Origin of the sequence: Szabonella alba, assembly GCF_016765775.1 — a bacterium.
Taxonomy (GTDB): Bacteria; Pseudomonadota; Alphaproteobacteria; order Rhodobacterales; family Rhodobacteraceae; genus Szabonella; species Szabonella alba.
Genome location: NZ_JAESVN010000006.1, coordinates 43,096 through 67,712, shown reverse-complemented (window position 1 = coordinate 67,712; position 24,617 = coordinate 43,096). Strand labels below are relative to the sequence as shown.

General features: G+C 62.0%; 28 protein-coding genes. 23 read left to right on the top strand and 5 right to left on the bottom strand.

Going from position 1 to position 24,617, the window contains the following annotated elements; all coding sequences use genetic code 11:
- The first annotated feature begins 2 nt into the window (after positions 1 to 2).
- The 19 genes from rpmD to JL811_RS14085 all read left to right on the top strand — a co-directional run bounded on the left by rpmD (position 3) and on the right by JL811_RS14085 (position 16,957).
- The gene (rpmD, locus tag JL811_RS14175; protein ID WP_202689365.1) at positions 3 to 203 is read left to right on the top strand and encodes a 50S ribosomal protein L30; all 201 of its coding nucleotides are present in this window, start codon (positions 3 to 5) and stop codon (positions 201 to 203) included.
- Between the two features lie 272 nt (positions 204 to 475).
- Entirely contained in the window at positions 476 to 955 is a 480-nt protein-coding gene (gene rplO / locus JL811_RS14170; protein ID WP_202689364.1) for a 50S ribosomal protein L15, read from the top strand.
- Positions 956 to 1,065: 110 nt separating this feature from the next.
- Positions 1,066 to 2,424: a preprotein translocase subunit SecY gene (secY, locus tag JL811_RS14165; protein WP_202689363.1), complete on the top strand. Its 1,359-nt coding sequence runs from the start codon at positions 1,066 to 1,068 to the stop codon at positions 2,422 to 2,424.
- A gap of 14 nt (positions 2,425 to 2,438) precedes the next feature.
- A complete protein-coding gene (locus JL811_RS14160; RefSeq protein WP_202689362.1) occupies positions 2,439 to 3,092 on the top strand; it encodes an adenylate kinase in 654 nt (217 codons plus the stop codon).
- 181 nt (positions 3,093 to 3,273) lie between these two features.
- Positions 3,274 to 3,642 (top strand): 30S ribosomal protein S13, encoded by a 369-nt coding sequence (rpsM, locus tag JL811_RS14155; protein WP_202689361.1) that lies wholly within the window; start codon positions 3,274 to 3,276, stop codon positions 3,640 to 3,642.
- A 12-nt stretch (positions 3,643 to 3,654) separates the two neighbouring features.
- On the top strand, positions 3,655 to 4,044 hold the full coding sequence (gene rpsK / locus JL811_RS14150) for a 30S ribosomal protein S11 (RefSeq protein WP_202689360.1): 390 nt from the start codon (positions 3,655 to 3,657) through the stop codon (positions 4,042 to 4,044).
- Positions 4,045 to 4,163: 119 nt separating this feature from the next.
- A complete protein-coding gene (locus JL811_RS14145) occupies positions 4,164 to 5,180 on the top strand; it encodes a DNA-directed RNA polymerase subunit alpha (protein ID WP_202689359.1) in 1,017 nt (338 codons plus the stop codon).
- Positions 5,181 to 5,357: 177 nt separating this feature from the next.
- Positions 5,358 to 5,777: a 50S ribosomal protein L17 gene (rplQ, locus tag JL811_RS14140; RefSeq protein ID WP_202689358.1), complete on the top strand. Its 420-nt coding sequence runs from the start codon at positions 5,358 to 5,360 to the stop codon at positions 5,775 to 5,777.
- Positions 5,778 to 5,978: 201 nt separating this feature from the next.
- Positions 5,979 to 6,584 (top strand): autoinducer binding domain-containing protein, encoded by a 606-nt coding sequence (locus JL811_RS14135; protein WP_202689357.1) that lies wholly within the window; start codon positions 5,979 to 5,981, stop codon positions 6,582 to 6,584.
- 51 nt (positions 6,585 to 6,635) lie between these two features.
- Complete coding sequence (locus JL811_RS14130; RefSeq protein ID WP_202689356.1) at positions 6,636 to 7,223, top strand: acyl-homoserine-lactone synthase; 588 nt, start codon at positions 6,636 to 6,638, stop codon at positions 7,221 to 7,223.
- Between the two features lie 84 nt (positions 7,224 to 7,307).
- Positions 7,308 to 8,684, top strand: coding sequence for a Do family serine endopeptidase (locus tag JL811_RS14125; RefSeq protein ID WP_202689355.1), 1,377 nt, complete (start codon positions 7,308 to 7,310; stop codon positions 8,682 to 8,684).
- 39 nt (positions 8,685 to 8,723) lie between these two features.
- Positions 8,724 to 10,040 (top strand): replication-associated recombination protein A, encoded by a 1,317-nt coding sequence (locus tag JL811_RS14120; protein ID WP_202689354.1) that lies wholly within the window; start codon positions 8,724 to 8,726, stop codon positions 10,038 to 10,040.
- Between the two features lie 52 nt (positions 10,041 to 10,092).
- Positions 10,093 to 10,467 carry a fluoride efflux transporter CrcB gene (gene crcB / locus JL811_RS14115; RefSeq protein ID WP_202689353.1) on the top strand — a complete coding sequence of 125 codons (375 nt, stop codon included), beginning with the start codon at positions 10,093 to 10,095 and terminating at the stop codon, positions 10,465 to 10,467.
- The gene (locus JL811_RS14110) at positions 10,464 to 11,513 is read left to right on the top strand and encodes an RluA family pseudouridine synthase (RefSeq protein ID WP_202689352.1); all 1,050 of its coding nucleotides are present in this window, start codon (positions 10,464 to 10,466) and stop codon (positions 11,511 to 11,513) included. The genes crcB and JL811_RS14110 overlap by 4 nt, the downstream gene beginning before the upstream one ends.
- On the top strand, positions 11,510 to 12,217 hold the full coding sequence (locus JL811_RS14105) for an ATP12 family chaperone protein (protein ID WP_202689351.1): 708 nt from the start codon (positions 11,510 to 11,512) through the stop codon (positions 12,215 to 12,217). The genes JL811_RS14110 and JL811_RS14105 overlap by 4 nt, the downstream gene beginning before the upstream one ends.
- Before the next feature lie 231 nt (positions 12,218 to 12,448).
- Positions 12,449 to 13,465 carry an amino acid ABC transporter substrate-binding protein gene (locus tag JL811_RS14100; RefSeq protein WP_202689350.1) on the top strand — a complete coding sequence of 339 codons (1,017 nt, stop codon included), beginning with the start codon at positions 12,449 to 12,451 and terminating at the stop codon, positions 13,463 to 13,465.
- Positions 13,466 to 13,601: 136 nt separating this feature from the next.
- Positions 13,602 to 14,855, top strand: coding sequence for an amino acid ABC transporter permease (locus tag JL811_RS14095; RefSeq protein ID WP_202689349.1), 1,254 nt, complete (start codon positions 13,602 to 13,604; stop codon positions 14,853 to 14,855).
- A gap of 1 nt (position 14,856) precedes the next feature.
- Complete coding sequence (locus tag JL811_RS14090) at positions 14,857 to 16,155, top strand: amino acid ABC transporter permease (protein WP_202689348.1); 1,299 nt, start codon at positions 14,857 to 14,859, stop codon at positions 16,153 to 16,155.
- Between the two features lie 10 nt (positions 16,156 to 16,165).
- Entirely contained in the window at positions 16,166 to 16,957 is a 792-nt protein-coding gene (locus tag JL811_RS14085; protein ID WP_273542498.1) for an amino acid ABC transporter ATP-binding protein, read from the top strand.
- A 68-nt stretch (positions 16,958 to 17,025) separates the two neighbouring features.
- Here JL811_RS14085 and rplT read toward each other — a convergent pair whose 3' ends face one another.
- From rplT to pyk, 4 genes are all read right to left on the bottom strand, one after another.
- Positions 17,026 to 17,391 carry a 50S ribosomal protein L20 gene (gene rplT / locus JL811_RS14080; RefSeq protein WP_202689347.1) on the bottom strand — a complete coding sequence of 122 codons (366 nt, stop codon included), beginning with the start codon at positions 17,389 to 17,391 and terminating at the stop codon, positions 17,026 to 17,028.
- A 12-nt stretch (positions 17,392 to 17,403) separates the two neighbouring features.
- A complete protein-coding gene (rpmI, locus tag JL811_RS14075) occupies positions 17,404 to 17,604 on the bottom strand; it encodes a 50S ribosomal protein L35 (protein ID WP_028031553.1) in 201 nt (66 codons plus the stop codon).
- A 158-nt stretch (positions 17,605 to 17,762) separates the two neighbouring features.
- Positions 17,763 to 17,987, bottom strand: coding sequence for a hypothetical protein (locus JL811_RS14070; RefSeq protein ID WP_202689346.1), 225 nt, complete (start codon positions 17,985 to 17,987; stop codon positions 17,763 to 17,765).
- Positions 17,988 to 18,022: 35 nt separating this feature from the next.
- Entirely contained in the window at positions 18,023 to 19,471 is a 1,449-nt protein-coding gene (pyk, locus tag JL811_RS14065; protein WP_202689345.1) for a pyruvate kinase, read from the bottom strand.
- Between the two features lie 198 nt (positions 19,472 to 19,669).
- On the opposite strand from pyk, the gene JL811_RS14060 reads away from it, so the two are divergent.
- The 3 genes from JL811_RS14060 to JL811_RS14050 all read left to right on the top strand — a co-directional run bounded on the left by JL811_RS14060 (position 19,670) and on the right by JL811_RS14050 (position 22,432).
- Entirely contained in the window at positions 19,670 to 20,437 is a 768-nt protein-coding gene (locus tag JL811_RS14060; protein WP_202689344.1) for an N-formylglutamate amidohydrolase, read from the top strand.
- A gap of 1 nt (position 20,438) precedes the next feature.
- On the top strand, positions 20,439 to 20,765 hold the full coding sequence (locus JL811_RS14055) for a DUF1244 domain-containing protein (RefSeq protein WP_202689343.1): 327 nt from the start codon (positions 20,439 to 20,441) through the stop codon (positions 20,763 to 20,765).
- A 173-nt stretch (positions 20,766 to 20,938) separates the two neighbouring features.
- Positions 20,939 to 22,432, top strand: coding sequence for a calcium-binding protein (locus JL811_RS14050; RefSeq protein ID WP_202689342.1), 1,494 nt, complete (start codon positions 20,939 to 20,941; stop codon positions 22,430 to 22,432).
- 102 nt (positions 22,433 to 22,534) lie between these two features.
- Here JL811_RS14050 and JL811_RS14045 read toward each other — a convergent pair whose 3' ends face one another.
- Complete coding sequence (locus JL811_RS14045) at positions 22,535 to 23,395, bottom strand: D-amino-acid transaminase (protein WP_202689341.1); 861 nt, start codon at positions 23,393 to 23,395, stop codon at positions 22,535 to 22,537.
- Positions 23,396 to 23,616: 221 nt separating this feature from the next.
- On the opposite strand from JL811_RS14045, the gene JL811_RS14040 reads away from it, so the two are divergent.
- Entirely contained in the window at positions 23,617 to 24,573 is a 957-nt protein-coding gene (locus tag JL811_RS14040; RefSeq protein WP_202689340.1) for an L-malyl-CoA/beta-methylmalyl-CoA lyase, read from the top strand.
- Positions 24,574 to 24,617 lie beyond the last annotated feature (44 nt).

The following is a 24,617-nucleotide window of genomic DNA, read 5'->3' as shown; positions in this document are numbered from 1 at the left end:
TCATGGCTGATGCTCCGAAGAAAACCATCGTGGTGAAGCAGGTGGCCTCGGCTGCCCGCCGCCCGGCGATCCAGACCGCGACCCTCAAGGGTCTGGGCCTGAACAAGATGAACCGCACGCGTGAGCTGGAAGACACGCCCTCGGTGCGCGGTATGGTCAATAAGATCAGCCATCTGGTGCAGATCATCGAAGAACGCGGATAAGTCCGGGTTCTGACTGAACGGAAACGCCCCGCAGGTGACTGCGGGGCGTTTTTTGTTGTGCGGCGCGCAGTTCTCTGCGGCCATTCCCGCTGCTCTGTGTCAATGCGCCGCAGAAAGGGGAGACCCGGGCAATCATTGGCTTTCTCCTTGCCTTGGTGACGCGGCTCCTGTAATCGCCCCGGGTGGCCTTCCCGGCCACGAGAATCAACAAGAAATGCCGTGTTGCCCCCATCCGTCGCAGGCGGGGGCCTTCCGGCCAAGGAGATTGCGACATGAAACTGCATGAACTTTCGGACAATCCGGGTGCCGCCAAGAAGCAAAAGCGCGTGGCGCGTGGTCCCGGCTCGGGCAAGGGCAAGACCGCCGGGCGCGGGATCAAGGGTCAGAAATCCCGTTCGGGTGTGGCGCTGAACGGCTATGAAGGCGGCCAGATGCCGCTGTATCGCCGCCTGCCCAAGCGTGGCTTCACCAAGCCGAATGCCAAGGAATACGCGGTCATCAATCTTGGCCTGATCCAGAAATTCGTCGAGGCCGGCAAGCTGGACGCCTCGGCCGAGATCAACGAGGATGCGCTGGTTGCGGCTGGTTTGACCAAGTCGAAGCATGACGGCATCCGCGTTCTGGCCAAGGGCGAGATCAGCGCATCGGTCAATCTGGTCGTGACGGGGGCCTCGGCCTCGGCGGTTGCGGCGGTTGAAAAGGCCGGTGGTTCGCTGAAACTTGCGACCAAGGCAGCGGCGGCAGCCGAATAAGAGGTTGTGAGCGGTCGCAGGACCGCTTACATCTCCCTCACGTTTCTTGCGCCGCCGACCGCAAAACGGTCAGGCGGCGCTTCCTTTAGCGACCGCGGAGTAAGGACACCATGGCATCTGCTGCGGAACAAATGGCGGCAAACCTGAGCTGGAGCTCAATCGGCAAGGCCAAGGATCTGCGTCAGCGGATCTTTTTCACAATCGGTTTGCTGATCGTCTACCGGATCGGCACCTATATTCCGGTGCCCGGCATTGACGGAACCGCCCTGCGCGAGTTCATGGAAGAGCTGTCGACCGGAATCGGTGGCATGCTGAACATGTTCACCGGCGGCGCGATTTCCCGCATGGGGATCTTCGCGCTGGGGATCATGCCCTATATCTCGGCCTCGATCATCGTGCAGCTTCTGGCCTCCATGGTGCCGAAGCTGGAACAGTTGAAGAAAGAGGGCGAACAGGGCCGCAAGAAGCTGAACCAGTATACCCGTTATGGCACGGTGGCGCTGGCGATCTTTCAGGCTTACGGCATCGCGGTCAGCCTGCAATCGGGCGGGCTTGTCACCAGTCCGGGGGCCTTTTTCATCACCGCCTGCGTCATCACGCTGGTCGGTGGCACGATGTTCCTGATGTGGCTGGGTGAACAGATCACCGCGCGCGGTATCGGCAACGGCATCTCGCTGATCATCTTCGTCGGCATCGTGGCCGAGATTCCGGCCGCTCTGGCGCAGTTCTTCAGTCAGGGCCGCTCGGGTGCGATCTCTCCCGCCGTGATTGTCGGTGTGATCGTGATGGTGGTACTGGTGATCGGCTTTGTCGTGTTCATGGAACGTGCGCTTCGCAAGATCACCATCCAGTATCCGCGCCGTCAGCAGGGCATGAAGATCTATGAGGGCGGATCAAGCCATCTGCCGATCAAGGTGAACCCGGCCAGTGTGATCCCGGCGATCTTCGCCTCGTCTCTTTTGCTGCTGCCGGTCACGATCTCGACCTTTTCGGGCCAGCAGACCGGGCCGATCATGTCGACGATCCTGGCCTATTTCGGTCCGGGGCAGCCGCTTTATCTGCTGTTCTTCACGGCGATGATCGTGTTCTTCACCTATTTCTACACGCATAATGTGTCGTTCAAGGTTGAAGACGTGGCCGAGAACCTGAAGAATCAGACCGGGTTCATTCCGGGGATCCGGCCGGGCAAGAAGACCGAGGAATATCTGGAATATGTCGTCAACCGGATCCTTGTGCTGGGGTCGGCCTATCTGGCGGCAGTCTGTCTTCTGCCCGAGATCCTGCGCAATGAACTGGCAATCCCGTTCTATTTCGGCGGCACCTCGGTTCTGATCGTGGTTTCGGTGACGATGGATACGATCAATCAGGTGCAATCGCATCTTCTGGCCCATCAGTATGAGGGGCTGATCGAGAAATCGCAGCTTCGCGGCAAGAAACGCGGCGGTTCGCGCGCACCGGCACGGCGCTGAGAGAGGGGGCAGAGATGGCCAATATCATCCTTCTGGGGCCCCCGGGCGCAGGCAAGGGCACGCAGGCCAAGCGGCTGGTCGAGGAGCGGGGCATGGTCCAGCTTTCTACCGGCGACATGCTGCGCGAGGCGAAGTCCTCCGGCTCGGAAATGGGGCGCCGCGTGGCCGAGGTCATGGCACGCGGAGAGCTTGTCACCGATGAGATCGTCATCGGTCTGATCCGGGAAAAGCTGACCACGGTCGCCAGTGGCGGGGTCATATTTGACGGCTTTCCCCGCACCCTGAAACAGGCCGATGCGCTGGGGGACCTGCTGGCGGAACTGGATCTGCGTCTGGATGCGGTGATCGAGATGCAGGTGGATGACGCGGCACTGGTTGATCGGATCTCAGGCCGCTACAGCTGTGGCAATTGCGGGGCGGTCTATCATGACCGCATCACGCCGACCAAGGTTGACGGGGTCTGCGATGCCTGCGGCTCAACCAATCTTATGCGGCGCGCGGATGACAATGAAGATGCTCTGCGCACCCGGCTGATGGAATATTACAAGAAAACCTCGCCTCTGATCGGCTATTACCATGCGCGCGGTGAACTGCGCGCCGTGGATGGGCTGGCGGCGATGGACGCGGTGGCGGCTGCCATTTCCGAAGTTCTTGACAGCAGTCGTTAAATCTGCGTCGCGCCCTTGACGGGCGGGGCAAAAGCCCATATTGCACGGCGTCCCGCAAGGGAATCGTCGGCGTTTCCGGGATGACGGAAGCGGGACGGACGGATCGGGGGCGGATACGCTGTTCCCGGGCGTTGTGAAAAAAGGTTCTGGCATCACGGAACCGCAACGAAAGGAAGAACGCGTGGCACGTATTGCTGGCGTAAACATTCCGACCGGGAAACGAGTCCCGATCGCACTGACCTATATCACCGGGATCGGCAATCATGTCGCCCAGCAGATCTGTGAAGCCTGCAACATCGACCTGTCGCGTCGTGTGAATGAGCTGTCGGATGCCGAAGTTCTGGCGATCCGCGAGCATATCGACGCAAACTTCACCGTCGAGGGTGACCTGCGTCGTGAAGTCTCGATGAACATCAAGCGTCTGATGGATCTGGGCTGCTACCGCGGTCTGCGTCATCGCCGGGGCCTGCCGGTCCGTGGCCAGCGCACCCATACCAATGCCCGCACCCGCAAAGGCCCCGCAAAGGCCATTGCCGGCAAGAAGAAATAAGGGGGCGATCAGATGGCTCGTGACAAGACCCGCGTCAAGAAGAAAGAACGCAAGAACATTGCTGCCGGTGTGGCGCATGTGAATTCGTCTTTCAACAACACCAAGATCCTGATTTCGGACGTGCAGGGGAATGCGATCTCCTGGTCCTCCTCGGGCACGATGGGCTTCAAGGGGTCGCGTAAATCGACCCCCTATGCCGCCCAGATGGCCGCCGAGGATGCTGCCCGCAAGGCGCAGGATCATGGCGTCAAAACCATTGAGGTTGAGGTTCAGGGCCCCGGTTCGGGCCGCGAATCGGCGCTTCGCGCGCTGGCCGCCGTTGGCCTCAACATCACCTCGATCCGCGACGTGACCCCGCTGGCGCATAACGGATGCCGCCCGCCCAAGCGTCGCCGCGTCTGAAAATCGTTTCAAAGGCCGGGCCATGCGGAGGACGCATGGCCCGGTTTCGGCATTTCTGAATCCTCGGGCGTTTGCCGCTTAATGGACATGGGCAGCAGACAGGTATGGAGGCGACACGCATGATCCACAAAAATTGGGCTGAACTTATCAAGCCGACGCAACTGGTTGTCAAACCGGGTGCCGATGCGCAGCGCAGCGCGACCGTTATCGCCGAACCGCTGGAGCGCGGCTTTGGTCTGACGCTGGGCAATGCGCTGCGCCGGGTTCTGATGTCCTCGCTGCAGGGCGGGGCGATCACCTCGGTGCAGATCGACAATGTGCTGCATGAATTTTCCTCGGTTGCCGGGGTGCGCGAAGACGTGACCGACATCGTGCTGAACCTCAAGGGTGTGGCGCTGAAGATGGAAGTCGAGGGCCCCAAGCGCCTGTCGATCTCGGCCAAGGGGCCGGGCGTCGTGACGGCGGGCGATATTTCGGAATCCAACGGCATCGAGGTCCTGAACAAGGATCACGTGATCTGCCATCTGGATGACGGCGCGGATGTGTTCATGGAACTGACGGTGAATACCGGCAAGGGCTATGTCGCCGCCGACAAGAACCGCCCCGAGGATGCCCCGATCGGTCTGATCCCGATTGATGCGATCTATTCGCCGGTCAAGAAGGTCAGCTATGAGGTTCAGCCCACCCGTGAAGGGCAGGTGCTGGATTATGACAAACTGACGATGAAGATCGAAACCGATGGCAGCCTGACGCCGGATGATGCCGTGGCCTATGCCGCGCGTATCCTGCAGGATCAGCTGTCGATCTTCGTGAACTTCGACGAGCCGGAATCGGCCAGCCGTTCGGATGTGGATGACGGGTTGGAATTCAACCCGCTGCTGCTGAAGAAGGTTGATGAGCTGGAACTGTCGGTCCGTTCGGCGAACTGCCTGAAGAACGACAATATCGTCTATATCGGCGATCTGATCCAGAAAACCGAAGCCGAGATGCTGCGCACCCCGAACTTCGGCCGCAAGTCGCTGAACGAGATCAAGGAAGTGCTGTCGGGCATGGGCCTGCATCTTGGCATGGATGTCGAGGACTGGCCGCCGGAAAACATCGAGGATCTGGCCAAGCGCTTCGAAGACCAGTTCTGAGGGGGCGCCGCCCTCCCCCATTCCCTCCCCACAAGGGGGAGGGAGAGGGTGGGGGGGCGCCACCTTGCAAGAAAATGCCCGGACTGCCGGGGAATCCATGGGCAATCCCGCCCCAACGACGCCGCCCGCAACGCACGGGTTGCAACACAAAGCATAACGCGACGATAGGAGACCATCATGCGTCACGCCCGCGGCTACCGCCGCCTCAACCGCACTCATGAGCACCGCAAGGCGCTGTTTTCCAACATGGCCGGCTCGCTGATCGAGCATGAGCAGATCAAGACCACGCTGCCCAAGGCCAAGGAACTGCGCCCGGTGATCGAAAAGCTGATCACGCTGGCCAAGCGCGGTGACCTGCATGCCCGCCGTCAGGCTGGTGCGCAGCTGAAGGAAGACAAGGACGTGGCCAAGCTCTTTGAGATTCTGGGCCCGCGCTACAAGGATCGTCAGGGCGGCTATGTCCGTGTGCTGAAGGCTGGCTTCCGCTATGGCGACATGGCGCCGATGGCGATCATCGAATTCGTCGACCGCGACCCGGCCGCGAAAGGTGCCGCCGACAAGGCCCGCCTGGAAGCCGAGGACGCTGCCGAAGCCTGAGACCGGCGCCGGTCGCCGACCGGTAACACCTCTGGAAAGCCCGCCATGTCGGCGGGCTTTCGCCATTTTAGGTCATTGGGGCAACAATCCTTACCTTTTGGCAATCAATGTAAACTGTTTCTTAACAGGATATCTGGCAGAGCGGAATTTATGCCACTAGGGTTGTATGGAGAGTCAGCCGAATCTGTATAAGTTGATACTGTGAACAGAAGCCTCACCGAGCTCTATGATGAACTCGCCGCCCTCGCCCCCGAGGGTTATGCGGTGGGTCTTCATATCCGCTATGCCAATCCGCTGATCTACTTCAGCAAGTATCCGGCTGACTGGGTCGAGTATTACAATGCCAATTCCTACTATCTTCGCGATCCACTGGTGTTTTGGGGGATTGGCACGACGGGCACAGCACGATGGAGCGAGATCCCCCTTCCCGACCCGTTCGGGGTGCTGAAAAAGGCCGCTGCCCATAACATGAATTTCGGCGTGGTCTCGTCCTATGGGCCGATTACCTCCCGTTCCATGGCAGGGATCTGCCGTTCGGACCGGGAGTTCAGTGACGAAGAGTTGACGATTCTGGCCGACATCACTGCGCGACTTCATATTGCGGCCAAGCCGCCTTCGGATCTCACGAAGGCACAGATCGAGGCGTTGCAATGCATCGCCAACGGGGACCGCCACACTGCTGCCGCAGCGAAACTGGGAATATCGGAAAGCGCCTTCAAGGCGCGGCTGTCCTCTGCCCGAGTCCGACTGGAGGCCCGGACGACGTCGGAGGCGGTCAAGAAAGCGCGAGAATACCGACTGCTCTAGGCATGTGACGGTCCCCTTCCCAAGGTTTTAACCCCCAGAAGGAGACTGAAAATGGAAGTCACAACCCTGTCTTTCGAGAACATGCACAATCACGGCGAACTTTTCGCCAATCTCTTGCGCGCGCGCCATCAGGCTTTCATCGTGCAGAACAAATGGGATCTGCCGCAAGCCGATGGCATGGAGTTCGACCAGTATGACACGCCCGCCAGCCGTTGGGTCGCGGTGCATGAAAACGGCCGCATTCTGGCCGGGATCCGACTGACGCCGACGACCCATCGCTGCGGCATCTATTCCTATATGATCCGCGATGCGCAATTGGGTCTTTTGTCCACAATTCCCTCAAATCTTCTGGATTTCGAGGCTCCCATTGCGGACCATATCTGGGAAAGCAGCCGGGTCTTCGTATCGGACTGCGTGCCCGCCAATCAGCGGCTGCGCGTGCAGTTGCAATTGCGGCAGGAGATGGTGAATTCGGCGCGCCGGCTGGGGGCCACTTCAGTTCTGGGTCTGATCCCCGAAGCCTCGCGCCGGATCGGGCGGCGCGTCGGTCTGGAATGTGAACCCGCCGGGCCGATCCTTGATTTCGACGGTCTGCCCTGCGTCTGCGTGACGATCAACATGGCCTCGAAACTGCATTGAGGGCGTGTCTGTTGCAGCTTTGCCGCCGATACCCCATATCGGCGGCAAGGCTGCAATCCGCAAAAGCGGCAAACCGAGGTCACGATGAAACCGCACCCTGTTCTTGGCGCCGCGCTGGCGCTGATCCTCTCTGCTCCGGCCGTCGGCGCGCAAACCGTTCCGGAAAGCCGCGAAGAGATCGCGCTGTCCTTTGCCCCGCTGGTGCGTGAGGCGTCCCCCGCCGTCGTCAACATCTATGCGCAGCGGGTGGTGCAGGGGCGGTCCGGGCTGTTTTCGGGCGATCCCTTCTTTGAACAATTCTTCCGCGATCTGGGGCCGGTGCGCCCGCGTGTCGAAAACTCATTGGGGTCCGGTGTGATCCTGCGGCCGGATGGTCTGGTCGTCTCGAACTACCATGTTGTCGGCGGCGCCACCGATATCCGCGTCGTGCTGACCGACCGGCGGGAATATTCGGCCGAGGTCATCATGGCCGATGAGGCCAGCGATCTGGCGGTGCTGCGCCTGTCGGGGGCATCTGACCTGCCCGCGCTGGACCTGCGCGACAGTGATGCGGTTGAGGCGGGTGAACTTGTCATGGCCATCGGCAACCCGTTCGGTGTGGGCCAGACCGTGACCTCGGGCATCGTTTCGGCGCTGGCGCGGTCTTCGGCCTCATTGGGGCAGGGCTATTTCATCCAGACGGATGCCGCGATCAATCCGGGCAATTCGGGTGGTGCGCTGATCGACATGAATGGCCGCCTGATCGGGGTGAATACCGCGATCCTGTCGCGATCCGGCGGTTCAAACGGGATCGGCTTTGCCATTCCTGCCAATCTGGTCGCCGAGGTGCTGCGTCAGGCCGAGGCGGGTGGCACGCGGTTTGAACGCCCCTGGGCGGGCGTTGGCGGGCAAGAGGTGGATGCCGCCATGGCCGAGGCTTTGGGGCTGGACCGGCCCGGGGGCATCGTCATCACCGAACTGCATCCGCAAAGCCCCTTTGGGGCGGCAGGGTTGCAGCCGGGTGATGTGATCCTTGCCCTTGGCGGGGCCGAGGTGAACAGCCCGCAAGAGGTGATGTTCCGTCTGGCCGTGGCCGGGATCGGGCAGGAAACCAGCGTTGAATATGCCCGCGACGGCGCACGGGCCGAGGTCACACTGCGCCTTGACGCAGCCCCGGGGGGCGATGGCCCCGCCCTGACGATTACAGAAGGCGCGCTGGCCGGACTGTCCGCCACCGAAATTGACCCGTCTACGATTGTCGAACTGGATCTGCCGCTGGCAGCTCAGGGGGTTGTCGTGACAGGGCTGGAGGGGCCCTTGCTGCGGTCGGGGCTGGCGGCGGGGGACGTCATCCTTGGCATCAACGGCGTCGCAGTCGAGACGCTGGCCGATCTGGCCGAACTGTCGGAACAGCAGACGCGCAACTGGGCCCTCGATGTGCTGCGGCAGGGACAGCGGGTCCGCCTGCGCTTTCGTTTCTGACCCCTTCCGCCCGTGAGGCGAAGCGCGTAGCGTGATCCGATGGCCGACCTTTTCGATCAGATCCCCGATGACGGACCCAAGGCAGAGGGTCCGCGCCCGCTGGCCGATCGCCTGCGGCCGCGCCGCCTGTCCGAGGTGGTGGGGCAGAGCAAGGTGCTGTCGCCCGAAGGGCCGCTGGGAGCGATGCTGGGCGCGGGGTCGCTGTCCTCGCTGATCCTCTGGGGACCGCCCGGGGTGGGCAAGACCACCATCGCGCGGCTTCTGGCCGATGAGACCGATTTGGCCTTCGTCCAGATTTCCGCGATCTTCACCGGCGTGCCCGATCTGCGCAAGGTATTCGAGGCGGCGAAACTGCGCCGCCGCAACGGGCAGGGAACCTTGCTGTTCGTTGATGAGATCCACCGTTTCAACAAGGCGCAGCAGGACGGATTTCTGCCGCATATGGAGGATGGCACGATCCTTCTGGTCGGGGCGACGACGGAAAACCCGTCCTTCGAACTGAATGCGGCATTGCTGAGCCGGGCACAGGTCATCGTGCTGGAACGCCTGACGCTGGCCGATCTGGAACTGCTGGCGCAGCGGGCCGAGCAGGAACTGGGCCGCGCGCTGCCCCTGAAGGGTGAGGCGCGCGAGGCGATGCTGGAAATGGCCGATGGCGATGGCCGCGCGCTTCTGAACCTGATCGAACAGGTGGCGGCATGGAAGGTGGACTCACCTCAGACCCGTGAGGCACTGGCCACCCGCCTGATGCGCCGCGCCGCGAAATACGACAAATCGGGCGAGGAGCATTACAACCTGATTTCCGCGCTGCACAAATCGGTGCGCGGATCGGACCCGGATGCCGCCCTGTATTGGTTCGCGCGGATGCTGGAAGGCGGCGAGGATCCCCGCTTTCTGGCCCGTCGCCTGACCCGGATGGCGGTCGAGGATGTGGGCCTTGCCGATCCGCAGGCGCAATCGGTCTGTCTGGAAAGCTGGGAAACCTATGAACGGCTGGGCAGTCCCGAGGGGGAACTGGCGCTGGCGCAGGCCGTGGTCTATCTGGCCCTCGCGCCGAAATCGAACGGGGTCTATACCGCCTACAAGGCCGCGCGCGCGCTGGCGCGGGATACGGGCAGCAAGATGCCGCCCGCCCACATCCTGAACGCGCCGACCAGGCTGATGAAGGATATCGGCTATGGCGCGGATTATGCCTATGACCACAACGCCGAGGACGGATTTTCGGGGCAGAACTACTTTCCTGACGGGCTGCGCCGCCCGGTGCTTTACGCGCCGCCCGAGCGCGGGTTTGAACGGGAGTTGAAAAAGCGGATCGACTATTTCGCGAAACTGCGCGCCAAGCGGCAGGGAGAGTGACCCTGCGGCCCTTCCGGTTGACAATTCGCCTTGTCGGGTTGAAGGAAGGGCGATGATCTGGACCCTTTCCCAAGTCGCCCTCGGGGGTGCCATCGGCTCTATGCTGCGCCATCTGGCGAATATAGGGGCTGCGCGGCTTTTCGGTCATGGCTTCCCGTTCGGTATTCTGCTGATCAACGCATTTGGCAGCTTTCTGATGGGGGTCATGGTGGTGGTTCTGGCGAAATTCGGCGGCACCCGTCATGCACCGTTCCTGATGAGCGGAATTCTGGGCGGGTTCACGACTTTTTCAGCCTTTTCCCTTGATGCCGCGACGCTGTGGGAACGGGGACAGGCGGGGCTTGCGCTGGGTTATGTCGCGGCCACGGTCTGTCTGTCGCTGGGTGGTATCGCGGCGGGGCTTTTCCTTGCGAGGCAGGTGCTATGAGCGAAGTGAAACTTCTGACCGTGTCCGAGGATGAGGGCGAGCAGCGGCTGGACCGTTGGATGAAACGGCGTTTTCCGCAGATCACGCAGGGTGCTGTCGAGAAATACTGCCGCACCGGGCAGGTGCGCGTCGATGGCGGGCGGGCCAAGGCATCCGACCGGGTCGCGCCCGGCATGGTGATCCGCGTGCCGCCCATTCCGCAAGGCGATGCGCCGTCACGCCCGCTGTCCGACAGCATAAGTGCCGCGGATGCGAAGATGATCCAGAATGCGGTGATCTTCCGTGATGAACATCTGATCATCCTGAACAAGCCGCCGGGTCTGGCCAGTCAGGGCGGATCGGGGCAGGGCGACAAACATGTGGATGGCCTGACCGAGGCGCTGAAATTCGGCTACAAGGACCGCCCGAAACTGGTGCACCGGCTGGACAAGGACACATCAGGCGTCCTGATGCTGGCCCGCACCGACCGTGTGGCGCGCGCGCTGTCCGAGGCTTTGCGCCACCGCAACACCCGCAAGATCTATTGGGCGGCGGTCGCGGGCGTGCCGTCACCGCGTCAGGGGTCTGTCAAATACGGGCTGATGAAGGCGCCGGGGCGCGGGCGTGGCGGCGAGGGGGAGAAGATGATCTGCATCCATCCCGCCAAGATGGCCGATTTCCCCGATGCCAAGCGGGCGCATACCGATTTCTTCACGCTCTGGTTTCTTGGCACGCGCCTTTCCTGGATGGCGCTGGAGCCGGTGACGGGGCGCACCCATCAGTTGCGCGCCCATATGGCGGAACTGGGCCATCCCATTCTGGGCGACGGCAAATATGGCGGCTCGGGGTCGGAAAACCTTGGCGATGGCTGGGGGGCGTCCATCGGCGGCGAGGTCAGCAAGAAGCTGCATCTGCACGCCCGCAGCCTGAGCATCGAACATCCCATCACCAAGGCTGCGATGACCTTCACCGCGCCGCTGCCCGACCATATGGACCGGACATGGAAGGCGCTGGACTGGGGCCCGAACGATGTGCCCGCCGACCCGTTCGAGAAACTGCACAAATGACAGCCTGGGCTCCGAAACGGTTCTGGACCGAGGCCCGCACCGAGGCGGTCGAGGGCGGCTTTGCCGTGCTGCTGGACGGGCGCGCGGTCCGGACCCCGGCCAAGACGTCGCTGATCCTTCCGACGCAGGACATGGCTGATGCCATCGGCGCCGAATGGCAGGCGCAGGAGGGGGTGGTGAAGCCCGAAACCATGCCGATGACCCGCATGGCCAATTCCGCGCTGGACAAGGTGCGCCTGCAATTTTCCGAGGTGACGGAGGTGGTTGCGGCTTACGGTGCCTCGGATCTGCTGTGCTACCGCGCGCCCGGACCCGAAGCGCTGATTGCGCGGCAGAGGGCGGGCTGGGATCCGCTTCTGGACTGGGCCGAGGCGACATTCGGCGCGCGGCTGGCGGTGACAACGGGGGTGATCCCCGTGGCGCAGGACCGGGCTGCGACCGGGCGGCTGGCAGATGCGGTCAGGGCGCTGGATGCGTTCCGGCTGGTGGCGTTTCATGATCTTGTCGCGATCTCGGGTTCGCTTGTGCTGGCGCTTGCGGTCATCCGCGCGCGCCTGATGGTGGAAGAGGCCTTCGCCCTGTCGCGCATTGATGAGCACTGGCAGGCTGAGATCTGGGGGCAGGACGATTTCGCGCTCGAATCCGAGGCGGCGAAACGGGCAGCCTTTGCCGATGCGGGGCGATTCTTCGGATTGTGCGGGTAACAATCTTGCCTAATCTGCAGGCAGCAATGCCGCAAGTTGCGGCAGACCTTTGCCAAGCCAATGAAAAACCGGAATTTTACGACGCGGCAAGGCTTGCTCTTGACGTTTCAAACCGCTTCGGTCGAAACTGACGGGCACTGAGGGAGCAATCCTTCGATCAGGTTCAACCCCCGCAAGGGGGAGGGAGCAATAATTCCGCGCAAACATGCGGACAATCAGGAAGAGGTAAACATGAAAAAAACCGTATTCGTCGGCACGCTGGCTGCCGCCGCTGCGATTGCTGGAACGGCATCGGCTGCCAAGCTGGATGACGTGAAGGCGCGCGGCGAACTGAATTGTGGCGTGTCCACCGGGGTCAACGGCTTCTCCGCGCCGGATTCGGCCGGGGAATGGCAAGGCTTTGACGTGGCGGTGTGCCGCGCCGTTGCCGCAGCGGTTCTGAGCGACCCCAAGAAGGTAAAATTCGTCACCACCACCGGCCAGACCCGCTTTACCGCGCTGGCCTCGGGTGAGATCGACGTGCTGGCCCGTAACACGACCTGGACCTTCTCGCGCGATGTCGACCTGAAGTTCACCTTCGCAGGCGTGAACTACTATGACGGTCAGGGCTTCATGGTGAACAAGGCCCTGGGCGTGTCCTCGGCCAAGGAACTGGACGGCGCGACCGTCTGTATCCAGACCGGCACCACGACCGAGCTCAACCTGGCCGATTACTTCAAGGTCAACAACATGAGCTATGAGCCGGTCCCGATCGAGACCAATGCCGAAGCCCAGCAGCAATATCTGGCCGGTGCCTGCGACGTCTACACGACTGACGCTTCGGGCCTAGCCGCGACCCGCGCGACCTTTGCGGATCCGGAAAACCATATCCTTCTGCCCGAAATCATCTCGAAAGAGCCGCTGGGCCCGCTGGTTGCCCATGGCGATGACCAATGGTCGGAAATCGTGATGTGGACGCTGAACGCGCTGATCGCGGCCGAAGAACTGGGCGTCACCTCGGCCAATCTGGAAGAACTGGCCAAGGGCACCGAAAACCCCGAGATCAACCGCCTGCTTGGCAATGAAGGCGATCTGGGGCCGATGTTCGGTCTGGACAATGAATGGGCCAAGCGCGCCATCATGGCGGGCGGCAACTATGGCGAGATCTTCGCCGCAACGATCGGTGAATCGACCCCGATCGGTCTGGCGCGCGGTCTGAACGCGCAATGGACCCAAGGCGGGCTGCTCTATTCGCCGCCCTTCCGTTGATCTGAACTGACCAGAAAGGGCGCGGCTGGACCGCGCCCTTTTTCCCTCCACAATCGAAATCTGACAGACGCGCCGGACAGATCCGGCCCGGCGTCCAGAGCGCGATAAAGCGCCGTTCAGAGACAGGGGATATTTTATGGCAATGACGAACGAAAGTTCGGGTGCGTCGTTTCGGCCGAGCATGCTGCTCTATGATACGCGCTACCGATCCATGACGATTCAGATCGTGGTGATGTTCATGCTGATGGCGGGTTTCGCCTGGCTGGTCGACAACACGGTCGAAAACCTGCGGGCCTTGGGCAAGGATTTCAATTTCAACTTCCTGTCCGTCCGTGCCGGTTACGACATCAACCAGCGCCTTGTTGAATACACCAATGACAGCAGTCATGGCCGGGCCATGCTGGTCGGGTTGCTGAACACGCTTTTGCTGGCCTTGGTGTCCTGTGTCACCGCCACGGTGATCGGGGTGATTGCCGGGGTGCTGCGTCTGTCGAAAAACTGGATCGTCTCGCGGCTGATGGGCCTTTATGTCGAGGCCTTCCGCAACGTGCCGCTGCTGCTGTGGATCATCGTCATCTTTGCCGTGATGACCGAAAGCATGCCGGCCCCCTCGGCCTTCCGGGGTGAGAATGCTACCTCGTCTATGCTGTTCTTCGACACGGTCGCGATCACCAACCGGGGCGTTTATGTGCCGGGGCCGCTGTTCACCACGTCACTGGGGGCCATCAATCTGGGGATCATTTCGGTCTCAATCAATTTCCTGCTTATTCTGGCGGTGGTTGTTGGCTCGCTCTGGGCGAATATCCGGCTGCTCCGCCACGCGACGGCGGTGCAAGAGGCGACCGGTCTCCGCCCGGTCACATGGTGGAAATCGCTGCTGATCCTGTTTGCGCCGATCACGGTTGTCCTTATCGCGCTGGGTTTCCATCTGAGTTACCCGTCGCTGCAGGGGTTCAACTTTCAGGATGGCACCTTCCTGCGCAACTCGTTCATCGCAATGTGGCTGGCGCTGTCGCTCTATACCGGCGCCTTTATCGCGGAAAACGTGCGGGCGGGCATTCTGGCCGTTTCGCGCGGGCAGACCGAGGCCGCCTTTGCGCTGGGGATGCGCCCGTCCTGGACGATGAACCTTGTGATCCTGCCGCAGGCGCTGCGGGTCATCATCCCGCCGCTGATCTCGCAATATCTGAACATCACCAAGAACACCTCATTGGGGATCGCGGTGGGCTATATGGATCTGCGCTCGACCCTCGGGGGCATCACCATCAACCAGACCGGCCGTGAGCTGGAGGGGATGCTGCTTCTGATGCTGGTCTATCTTGCGATCAGTCTGCTGATCTCGGGGCTTATGAACATCTACAACAACAGCGTCCGGCTGAAGGAGCGTTGAGATGAGCGATACCCATTCCAATACGGTGGCCTATGTCCGCGACTCGATGCTGCCCGAGGCCACCCCACCCCTGACCGAGGTCGGCGCGATCCGCTGGCTGCGCGAAAACCTGTTTTCGGGGGTGCTCAACATCATCCTGACCGTGCTGGGCATCAGTTCGGTCATCTGGATCGTCCTGCATATCGGTCCGTGGTTTCTGAATGCGGTCTGGAATGCGGAAAGCCTTGCCGAATGCCGCCAGATCCTTGACGGAGCGACGGGCGCCTGTTTCGGCGTCATCAAGGATCGCTGGCATCAGCTGATCTTCGGGTTCTACCCGCCTTCGGCCTATTGGCGTCCAACGCTGGCTTTCGTACTGATGCTGGTGGCGCTGGCACCGATCCTGTTCGCGGGCGCGCCGCGCAAACTGTTCTGGTTCAGTGCGATCTATCCGGCGCTGGCCTTCTGGCTGCTCTGGGGGGGGACGATCTGGTTTCCGATCATCGCAATGGCGGGCTTTGCCGTCGGCTATCTCGCCTATCGCGTGACGCTTCCACTGTCGACGCTGGCGGCCACTATCGTTGGCGTCCTTGCCACGATCCTGTGGTGGCTTTATCTGACGGGGCCGATCTCGAACATGCTGTCCGGGGCTCTGCCCATCGGCATCATGCCGATCCGTTCCGACAGTTTTGGCGGCTTCATGGTCTCGACCGTGATTGGCGTCACCGGGATCGCGCTGTCGCTGCCCATCGGTATCGTGCTGGCGCTGGGGCGACAGTCGGACATGTTCCTGATCAAGACGGTTTCGGTGGGGTTCATCGAGTTCATCCGGGGCGTGCCGCTGATCACATTGCTGTTCACGGCGTCTCTGCTCTTGAACTACTTCCTGCCGCCGGGGACGAATTTCGACATCATCCTGCGGGTCATCATCATGGTGACGCTGTTTGCTTCGGCCTATATGGCCGAGGTGATCCGGGGCGGTCTTGCCGCCCTGCCGCGTGGACAGTATGAGGCCGCCGATGCGCTTGGCCTTGATTACTGGAAGGCGCAGCGGCTGATCATCATGCCGCAAGCCCTGAAAATCTCGATCCCGGGCATCGTCAACACCTTCATTGGGCTGTTCAAGGATACCACGCTGGTGGTCTTCATCGGCATTCTTGATCCGATCGGGCTTTCGAACGCCATTCGGGCCGACAGTGACTGGAACGGTATCTATTGGGAACTGTTCGGGTTTATCGGCCTTTGTTTCTTCATCTTCTGCTTCGGCATGTCGCGCTATTCCCAGTATCTGGAGCGCAAGCTGAAGACAGACCATCGCTAAGGAGCCCGCAATGTCCGAAGCCGCAATCGAACGTCAGATCGACCGCAGTCAGATGCAAGTCACCGATGAGGTGGCCATCCAGATCAGTGACATGAACAAATGGTACGGCACTTTCCATGTGCTGCGCGACATCAACATGACCGTCAACCGGGGGGAGCGGATCGTGATTTGTGGCCCCTCGGGGTCGGGAAAATCCACCCTGATCCGCTGCATCAACCGGCTGGAGGAACATCAGGCCGGCAAGATCGTCGTGGATGGCACGGAACTGACCTCGGACCTGAAGAATATCGACAAGGTGCGGTCCGAGGTCGGAATGGTGTTTCAACATTTCAACCTGTTCCCGCATCTGACCATTCTGGAGAACTGCACGCTGGCCCCGATCTGGGTGCGCAAGACGCCCAAGAAAGAGGCCGAGGAAGTGGCCATGCATTATCTGCGCAAGGTCAAGATCCCCGAACAGGCGCTGAAATATCCCGGGCAGCTGTCGGGCGGGCAGCAGCAGCGCGTCGCCATCGCGCGGTCCTTGTGCATGAAACCCCGGATCATGTTGTTCGATGAACCGACATCGGCGCTGGACCCCGAGATGATCAAGGAAGTGCTCGACACGATGATCGAACTGGCCGAAGAAGGCATGACAATGCTGTGTGTCACGCATGAAATGGGCTTTGCGCAGGCGGTGGCGAACCGGGTGATCTTCATGGATCAGGGGCAGATCGTCGAGCAGAACGAGCCGAAGGAGTTTTTCAACAATCCGAAAAGCGACCGGACCAAGCTGTTCCTCAGCCAGATCCTCGGGCACTGACGGCACAGGCCATAATGCAAAAAGCCCCGCCGGAAGCGGGGCTTTTTCATTTGGGGTGCTGCTGCCGATCAGGCGGGCAGGGCGGCCTTGGCCTGCGCCGCGATGGCGTTGAACGCCTCGGGCTCATGCACGGCCAGATCGGCCAGAACCTTGCGGTCCACTTCGATCCCGGCGAGCGCCAGACCGTTGATGAAGCGCGAATAGTTCAGTTCGGCATCGAACAGGCGAACAGCGGCATTGATCCGCTGGATCCACAGCGCGCGGAAATTGCGCTTGCGGGTCTTGCGGTCACGGGTCGCATACTGGTTCGCCTTGTCGACCGCCTGCGTGGCGGTGCGGAAGTTCGTGCTGCGCGCGGCGTAATAGCCTTTGGCAGCCTTGATCACCTTGCGGTGGCGGGCGTGGGTAACGACGCCGGATTTGACGCGGGACATATCTGGCTCTCCTTACCGGTTATAGGGCATGTATTTCTTGACGATCTTGGCATCCGCATCGGACAGGATCATGGTCCCCGTCACATCGCGGATGAATTTCGTCGAGCGTTTGATCATGCCGTGACGCTTGCCCGCAGGGCCAGCCTTCACCTTGCCGGTCGCGGTGAAGCTGAAACGCTTCTTGGCCGCGGATTTGGTCTTCATCTTGGGCATTTCCATCTCCTCTTTCGAGTGGTTATCGCGCGACTCGGCATGCCTCTTGGCCGGACGCGCGGGGTCAGAGCGGGCCGTATAGGCAAGCCCGCCCTGGGGTGCAAGAGAAAACACCTGTTTTTGGCAGTGTTTTCGTGGATTTCCGGCAGTTTCGCCGGTCAGTTCAGATAGCGCCCGATCACCCGGTAGAACACATCGGGGATCTCGGCGATGCTGTAGCCGCCCGCCTTGTTTGTCAGCGCCACGGCGATCAGGACCCCGGCAATCAGCGACACGATGGCCGCCGCCCGGGGCGGGCGGGATTCCGCATAGGCTGACAGCATGGAGGGGATGGTCAGAACGGCCAGAACCAGCCCGATCACAAGCATAAGATCCGGATCCATCCCGCCACCATTCCCCAGCATTGCCCGGGGTCAGATTATTCGGGATCCGCGTTGAAAATCAATCGCTCGTCGCAGGGGGCAACGCGCAGGATGTTCGTTGTGCCCTGCACGTTGAACGGCACGCCCGCCGTCACCACGATCTGGTCACGTTCGGTCGCGAAACCGTCGCGCCGCGCCACCTTGGCCGCAGCGATGACGGCGCCCTTGAAGCGGTCCTGACGGTCGGTGATCGCGCAATGCGTGCCCCATGTCAGGCACAGCCTGCGCGCCGTGCCCATCAGCGGCGTCAGCGCGATGATCGGGACGCGGGGGCGCTCGCGCGCCACCAGCGTGGCGGTGGTGCCCGACTGGGTGAAACAGCAGATCGCCTTGATATCGGTCGTTTCGGCAATCTCACGCGCGGCTGAAACGATGGCATCCGCGACGGTCTTGCGCTCGGCGCGGCGGCTGGCCTCGATCACCTCACGATAGATATTGTCGCTTTCGACCGAGATCGCGACATTGTTCATCGTCTGCACGGCCTCGACCGGATACTGCCCCGCCGCCGATTCCGCCGACAGCATGACCGCATCGGCGCCTTCGTAGATGGCGGTGGCCACGTCCGAAACCTCGGCCCGGGTGGGCACCGGGGATTCGATCATGGATTCCAGCATCTGCGTGGCCACGATCACAGGCTTCGCCGCCGCGCGCGCGCCGCGCACCAGACGTTTCTGGATCGGCGGCACGGCATGAACAGGCATTTCGACGCCCAGATCGCCGCGCGCAACCATGATGCCGTCGGAAACGGCAAGGATCGCGTCATAGGCTTTCACCGCCGCCGGTTTCTCAATCTTGGACAGGATCGCCGCGCGGCCCTTGGCCAGTTCGCGCGCCTCCAGCACATCCTCGGGACGCTGCACGAAGGACAGGGCCAGCCAGTCCACACCCAGATTGGCAGCGAATTCCAGATCCTTGCGGTCCTTTTCCGACAGCGCCGCCAGCGGCAGCACGACATCGGGGACGTTCACGCCCTTGCGGTTGGAAATAACGCCGCCCACCACCACGGTGCAATCCGCGAAATCGCTGCCGCAGGTTTCAACCTTCAGGCGGATTTTGCCGTCATTGACCAGCAGCGTCGCCCCCGGTTCCAGTGCGGCAAAAATCTCGGGATGCGGCAGTTGCACACGGCTTGCATCGCCCGGTGTCGGGTCCAGATCCATCCGGAAGGCCGCGCCGGGGGCCAAATCCTCACCGCCCTCGGCCGCGAACGTGCCGACACGCAGTTTCGGGCCCTGAAGATCGGCCAGAATGCAGATCGGACGTCCGGTATCGCTTTCGATCTGGCGGATGATGCGGTGGCGCGCGGCGATGTCGTCATGGGTGCCGTGGCTCATGTTCAGGCGGAACACATCGGCTCCTGCCTCAAACAGTGCGCGGATCGTGTCGTAATCGGAGGAGGACGGGCCCAGCGTGGCCACGACCTTGACATTGCGAAGGCGTCTCATGCGTTCTTCGTTCCCTGTTGCAAAGTGGGTCTATCGGTGGGCCAAGCGCCTTATGGCCGAAATCCCCCCTGGGGGCAACGGTCGGGCGGCTGATCAGGCGCGAAATCCGGGGGGCAGGGGGCAGTGCGGGGCAAGGCTGCGGTTCCCTTTTCCGGGCGGGAGGGTTAGATCTTCCTCGCAGCTTGACATGACGGGAGAATGAAGGTGACACAGCCCGATCCGCAACCTTACCGCATTTTCGGGGCGGACCGTCCTGCGCGCTTTCTGGTCACCTGCGATCATGCAACCAACCGGGTGCCTGCCGATGTGTCTGGTGGCGATCTGGGCATCGGGCCGGCGGATATGGCCCGCCATATCGCCTATGACCCCGGCGCGGCGGGGCTGACGCTGGCGCTGGCCGAGACGCTGGACGCGCCCGCGATCCTGTCGGATTTCTCACGCCTTGTGATTGATCCCAACCGGGGTGAGGACGATCCGACGCTGCTGATGAAACTTTATGACGGCACGATCATTCCGGGCAACCGGCAGGCCGATGCGGCGGAACGCGAAAGACGGCTGGACGGTCTCTATCGTCCCTATCACGCGGCTTATGCGGCGCTGGCGGCGCGCAGGCCCGATACGGTGGTGATCGCGATTCATTCCTTCACGCCCTGTCTGCGGGGGCGTGCGCCGAGGCCCTGGCAGGTGGGGGTGCTTTATTCTCATCTGGATGACCGGCTGTCGCGGGCACTGATCGCGCGGCTGGAGGCCGAGCCGGATCTGTGCGTCGGCGATAACGAGCCCTATACGGGCCATCTGCCCGGCGATGCCATTGACCGGCATGCGCTGCGGATGGGCCGCCACAATACGCTGATCGAACTGCGCAACGACCTGATCGCCGATGAGGCAGCACAGCGGGACTGGGCGGCGCGGCTGGCTCCGCTGATCCGGGCCGCGCTGGATGACGTGACCGCGAAAGGAGAATGACATGACTGGAATACCCGACGCCGCCACCCGCACCGAGCTTGAGGCTGCCGCCTTTCGCCGCCTGATGGATCATCTGCTGGACGAGCGCCCCGACGTGCAGAATATCGACCTGATGAATCTTGCAGGCTTCTGCCGCAACTGCCTGTCGCGCTGGTATCAGGAGGCGGCCAATGCGCGCGGTCTGGAGATGAGCAAGGAAGACGCGCGCGAGATTGTCTACCGGATGCCCTATGACGATTGGCGCGCGGCCCATCAGACCGAGGCGGATGCGGCAAAGCAGGATCGATTCGCGCAGGCATTTCGCGAGAATGTCGAAAAGGGCGGCTGATACCCATCATAATCGGCACAAGTATCTGAAAACTGGTCGTATATGTCCTTGCTAAGAAACAGGTTCCGTTAAGGAATTGACGGAGACCCATTCGTGTCGCGATAAACGGAATCAGGGAATCCTGCGCCTAGGAGGGCAGTTTCCAGTGTGTTTTGTGTTTTCTAGAGGTTGCCATGGAAATTCTCGCCCTGCTTGCCCTGCCCATGCTGCTGTTGGGGGGGCTTCTTCTTGATGGTTCCAGCAATGACGATGATGAGGATCGTCCCGCACGCGAACCGGATGCCGAACCCAGCGAAGACGCGGATCTGCTGCACGGCACCGATGATGATGACCTGATTTCGGCGCTTGGCGGCAATGACACTGTCGATGCATTCGGCGGCGATGATGAGGTGTCTGGCGGGATCGGCTATGACCAGTTGTTCGGCGGTGAAGGCAATGACACGCTGTCGGGCGATGCAGGGAAAGACCTTCTTTACGGCGGGGCAGGGTCCGACGGCCTTTCGGGCGGGGCGGGCAGTGACACCCTGTTTGGTGGCCGCGGAGAGGATGAACTGTCCGGCGGGACCGGCGATGACGTCCTGACCGATGACAGTGGAACGGATTATCTGTTGGGCGGTGATGGTGCCGATCTGCTGAACGCCGTGGATGGCGCCGAAGAACCCGGACAGGATGAATTGTTCGGCGGGGCGGGCGATGACACGCTTGTCGGCGATTGGGGCGATGAAATGTCCGGAGCCGAGGGGCGGGACCGGTTCGTTGTGCAACTGAGCGCGGAAACCGGCGCCGCCCAGCAGTTTGAGCCGCTGACGATCGTCGATTTCAACCCCGCAGAGGACCGGATCCGTCTGGAATTGTCGGGCTATGCCGAGTCCGAGGTCGAGCTTGTTGCGGATGACGAGATCGACGGCACGCTGATCCGTCTGCGGTCAGGGACAGAGCTTGCCCGCATCTTCCTTGTCGCGCCCGGGGACATACCGTCCGAGGCGCTGGAATTCGATGTCGCGCAGAATGTTCTGACAGGCACGGAAGGGGCGGACACGATCACCGGCACCGAAATGGCAGACCGGATTGAAGGCCTGGGCGGGGCAGACTTGATCGAAGCGATGGACGGGGATGATCTGGTCTATGGCGGGGCAGGATCCGACACCCTAATCGGCGGGGCCGGGAATGATCTGCTTGTCGGCGGCGCCGGAGATGACGTGCTGGCAGATTGGCAAGGGCGCAATACGCTTGAGGGCGGCGCGGGGAACGACATTCTGTTCGCCTTGGGTGAGGGAACTGAAAGCGCGCCAAGCGAGCTTTACGGTGGTCAGGGTAATGACACGCTGGTCGGGGATTATCTTGACCGGATGGCGGGCGGCGCGGGCGAGGACTTTTTTGGCATCGAACGCGTTGCGGAAGAAATGGATATGGAAGACCCCCGCCCGGTCATCATCACCGATTTCAATGGCGTGGATGACCAGCTTATCGTTGACCTGGAAGGGTTCGATGCACCGGTGCTGACGGTCGAGGATGATCCTGATGCGGACGGGATGCTTGTCATGATCAACGGTCTTGCCATCGCGCGGCTGGATGGCATCACCCGGGAGTCCTTTCCGGTGGATCGGCTGCTTGTGACGAATGAGGGTCAGCAGGTGCCGGTCCAGCAGGGGATGGTCACGGCCTGACCGCAGCGAAAGGGCGATGGAGGGCGGGGCGGTAGCCCCCGGCTCCGGCCTGGCGGTTGTCAAGGCGGGGCGACGGCACGAAGCCGATCCCCGCCTTGCGCCCTACAGCGCCGCCTTGCGGCTTTCGTCAAGATAGATTTCCCGCAGGCGGGTTGCGACGCGGCCCGGGCGGCCATCCCCCACCGCCGCGCCGTCGATCTGAACCACCGGCATGACGAAGGCCGAGGCCGAGGTCACGAAAGCCTCATCCGCCGCAAGCGCCTCGTCGATGGTAAAGGCGCGTTCCTCGATTTCCATCTGCGCCTCGGCGGCAAAGCGCAGCACGGCGGCGCGGGTTATGCCGTGCAGGATATCCGTGCCCAGTTGCCGCGTGATGATCCGCCCGTTCTTGACGATATAGGCATTGTTCGAGGTGCCTTCGGTCACGAAGCCGTCCTCGACCATCCAGGCATCATCGGCACCGGCCTTCTTGGCCATCATCTTGCCAATCGACGGATACAGCAGCTGCACCGTCTTGATGTCACGGCGGCCCCAGCGGATATCCTCGATGGACACGACCTTGATGCCGGTCTTTGCCGCCGGATTGTCGGCAAGGCCGGGCTTGGACTGGGTGAACAGCACGATGGTCGGCGTCACCGGCGGATCGGGATAGGCGAAATCGCGGTCACCGGGATTGCCGCGCGTGATCTGCAGATAGACCATGCCATCGGTGATGGAATTGCGCGCCACCAGTTCGCGGTGGATCGCCAGCAATTCGTCGGTCGTGACCGGGCTGGTCATGTCCAGTTCAGCCAAAGACCGTTCCAGCCGTGCCGCATGGCCGGGAAAGTCGATCAGTTTACCGCCCAGAACCGATGTCACCTCATAAACGCCATCGGCCATCAGGAACCCCCGGTCGAAGATCGAGACGGTGGCCTCGGCCTCGGGCAGATACTGGCCGTTGACATGGACGATGCGGGTCATGGAACACTCCTTTGCGCGGGACCCCCGTTCTATCCGCGCTTGTGGCGGGCGGGTCAAGCGATGAAGGCGCGTTGCGCGGCGGCCTCCTCGTCCGCGTTCCGGCAAGTCACGGGATGCCGCATCTGCATTGCTGCGGCGCAAAAGGCGTCTTGCGGATTGATGCGCAACATTATATCGCAGGAATTGACCGTCAGGCAACTTCCTTACTGAAGGATCCGAAGATGAGCTTCCGTCTCCAACCCGCCCCCCCGGCCCGTCCCAATCGCTGCCAGTTGTTCGGCCCCGGCTCCCGCCCGGCCCTGTTCGAAAAGATGGCTGCCTCGGCGGCTGATGTCATCAATCTGGATCTGGAGGATTCCGTCGCCCCCGGCGACAAGGATACCGCGCGCGCAAATATTATTGCCGCGATCAATGCAGTGGACTGGGGCCGCAAGACGCTGTCGGTGCGGATCAACGGGCTGGACACGCCGTTCTGGTATCGCGATGTGGTCGATCTGCTGGAACAGGCGGGGGACCGGCTGGATCAGATCATGATCCCGAAAGTGGGTTGCGCTGCCGATGTCTATGCAGTGGATGCGCTTGTTACCGCTATTGAACGGGCCAAGGGGCGCACCCGCCCGATCGGGTTCGAGGTCATCATCGAAAGTGCTGCAGGCATTACCCATGTCGAAGAAATCGCCGCCTCCAGCCCGCGCCTGCAGGCCATGAGCCTGGGGGCCGCCGATTTCGCGGCCTCGATGGGCATGCAGACCACCGGCATCGGCGGGACGCAGGAAAACTACTACATGCTGCAGGATGGCGCGCGGCACTGGTCGGACCCCTGGCACTGGGCGCAGGCGGCCATTGTCGCGGCCTGCCGTACCCATGGCGTGCTGCCGGTGGACGGGCCTTTCGGCGATTTCGGCGATGATGAGGGCTTTCGCGCGCAGGCCCGCCGTTCGGCGACGCTGGGCATGGTCGGCAAATGGGCGATCCACCCGAAACAGGTCGCGCTGGCCAATGAGATCTTCACCCCGTCCGAGGCCGCGGTTGCCGAAGCGCGGGAGATCCTTGCCGCGATGGAGGCCGCAAAGGCGCGCGGTGAGGGGGCAACAGTCTACAAGGGACGGCTGGTCGATATCGCCTCGATCAAACAGGCCGAGGTCATCGTACGCCAGTCGGAAATGATTGCCGGTTGAGCGGGATTCGTTGACAAACCGCTCTGGATGAAGTCAGCTTTACC

Coding starts and splice junctions, on each gene's coding strand:
- JL811_RS14045 (WP_202689341.1), bottom strand. CDS start 23,395: ATGACCCGCATCGTCCATGTCAACGGCCAGTATCTGCCCGAGGCCGAG.
- JL811_RS14120 (WP_202689354.1), top strand. CDS start 8,724: ATGGCCGACCTTTTCGATCAGATCCCCGATGACGGACCCAAGGCAGAG.
- JL811_RS14040 (WP_202689340.1), top strand. CDS start 23,617: ATGAGCTTCCGTCTCCAACCCGCCCCCCCGGCCCGTCCCAATCGCTGC.
- JL811_RS14070 (WP_202689346.1), bottom strand. CDS start 17,987: ATGGATCCGGATCTTATGCTTGTGATCGGGCTGGTTCTGGCCGTTCTG.
- JL811_RS14050 (WP_202689342.1), top strand. CDS start 20,939: ATGGAAATTCTCGCCCTGCTTGCCCTGCCCATGCTGCTGTTGGGGGGG.
- JL811_RS14090 (WP_202689348.1), top strand. CDS start 14,857: ATGAGCGATACCCATTCCAATACGGTGGCCTATGTCCGCGACTCGATG.
- JL811_RS14055 (WP_202689343.1), top strand. CDS start 20,439: ATGACTGGAATACCCGACGCCGCCACCCGCACCGAGCTTGAGGCTGCC.
- secY (WP_202689363.1), top strand. CDS start 1,066: ATGGCATCTGCTGCGGAACAAATGGCGGCAAACCTGAGCTGGAGCTCA.
- pyk (WP_202689345.1), bottom strand. CDS start 19,471: ATGAGACGCCTTCGCAATGTCAAGGTCGTGGCCACGCTGGGCCCGTCC.
- JL811_RS14100 (WP_202689350.1), top strand. CDS start 12,449: ATGAAAAAAACCGTATTCGTCGGCACGCTGGCTGCCGCCGCTGCGATT.
- rpmI (WP_028031553.1), bottom strand. CDS start 17,604: ATGCCCAAGATGAAGACCAAATCCGCGGCCAAGAAGCGTTTCAGCTTC.
- rpmD (WP_202689365.1), top strand. CDS start 3: ATGGCTGATGCTCCGAAGAAAACCATCGTGGTGAAGCAGGTGGCCTCG.
- JL811_RS14060 (WP_202689344.1), top strand. CDS start 19,670: ATGAAGGTGACACAGCCCGATCCGCAACCTTACCGCATTTTCGGGGCG.
- JL811_RS14125 (WP_202689355.1), top strand. CDS start 7,308: ATGAAACCGCACCCTGTTCTTGGCGCCGCGCTGGCGCTGATCCTCTCT.
- JL811_RS14095 (WP_202689349.1), top strand. CDS start 13,602: ATGGCAATGACGAACGAAAGTTCGGGTGCGTCGTTTCGGCCGAGCATG.
- rplT (WP_202689347.1), bottom strand. CDS start 17,391: ATGTCCCGCGTCAAATCCGGCGTCGTTACCCACGCCCGCCACCGCAAG.
- crcB (WP_202689353.1), top strand. CDS start 10,093: ATGATCTGGACCCTTTCCCAAGTCGCCCTCGGGGGTGCCATCGGCTCT.
- rpsK (WP_202689360.1), top strand. CDS start 3,655: ATGGCTCGTGACAAGACCCGCGTCAAGAAGAAAGAACGCAAGAACATT.
- JL811_RS14085 (WP_273542498.1), top strand. CDS start 16,166: ATGTCCGAAGCCGCAATCGAACGTCAGATCGACCGCAGTCAGATGCAA.
- rplO (WP_202689364.1), top strand. CDS start 476: ATGAAACTGCATGAACTTTCGGACAATCCGGGTGCCGCCAAGAAGCAA.
- JL811_RS14145 (WP_202689359.1), top strand. CDS start 4,164: ATGATCCACAAAAATTGGGCTGAACTTATCAAGCCGACGCAACTGGTT.
- JL811_RS14130 (WP_202689356.1), top strand. CDS start 6,636: ATGGAAGTCACAACCCTGTCTTTCGAGAACATGCACAATCACGGCGAA.
- rplQ (WP_202689358.1), top strand. CDS start 5,358: ATGCGTCACGCCCGCGGCTACCGCCGCCTCAACCGCACTCATGAGCAC.
- JL811_RS14110 (WP_202689352.1), top strand. CDS start 10,464: ATGAGCGAAGTGAAACTTCTGACCGTGTCCGAGGATGAGGGCGAGCAG.
- JL811_RS14105 (WP_202689351.1), top strand. CDS start 11,510: ATGACAGCCTGGGCTCCGAAACGGTTCTGGACCGAGGCCCGCACCGAG.
- JL811_RS14160 (WP_202689362.1), top strand. CDS start 2,439: ATGGCCAATATCATCCTTCTGGGGCCCCCGGGCGCAGGCAAGGGCACG.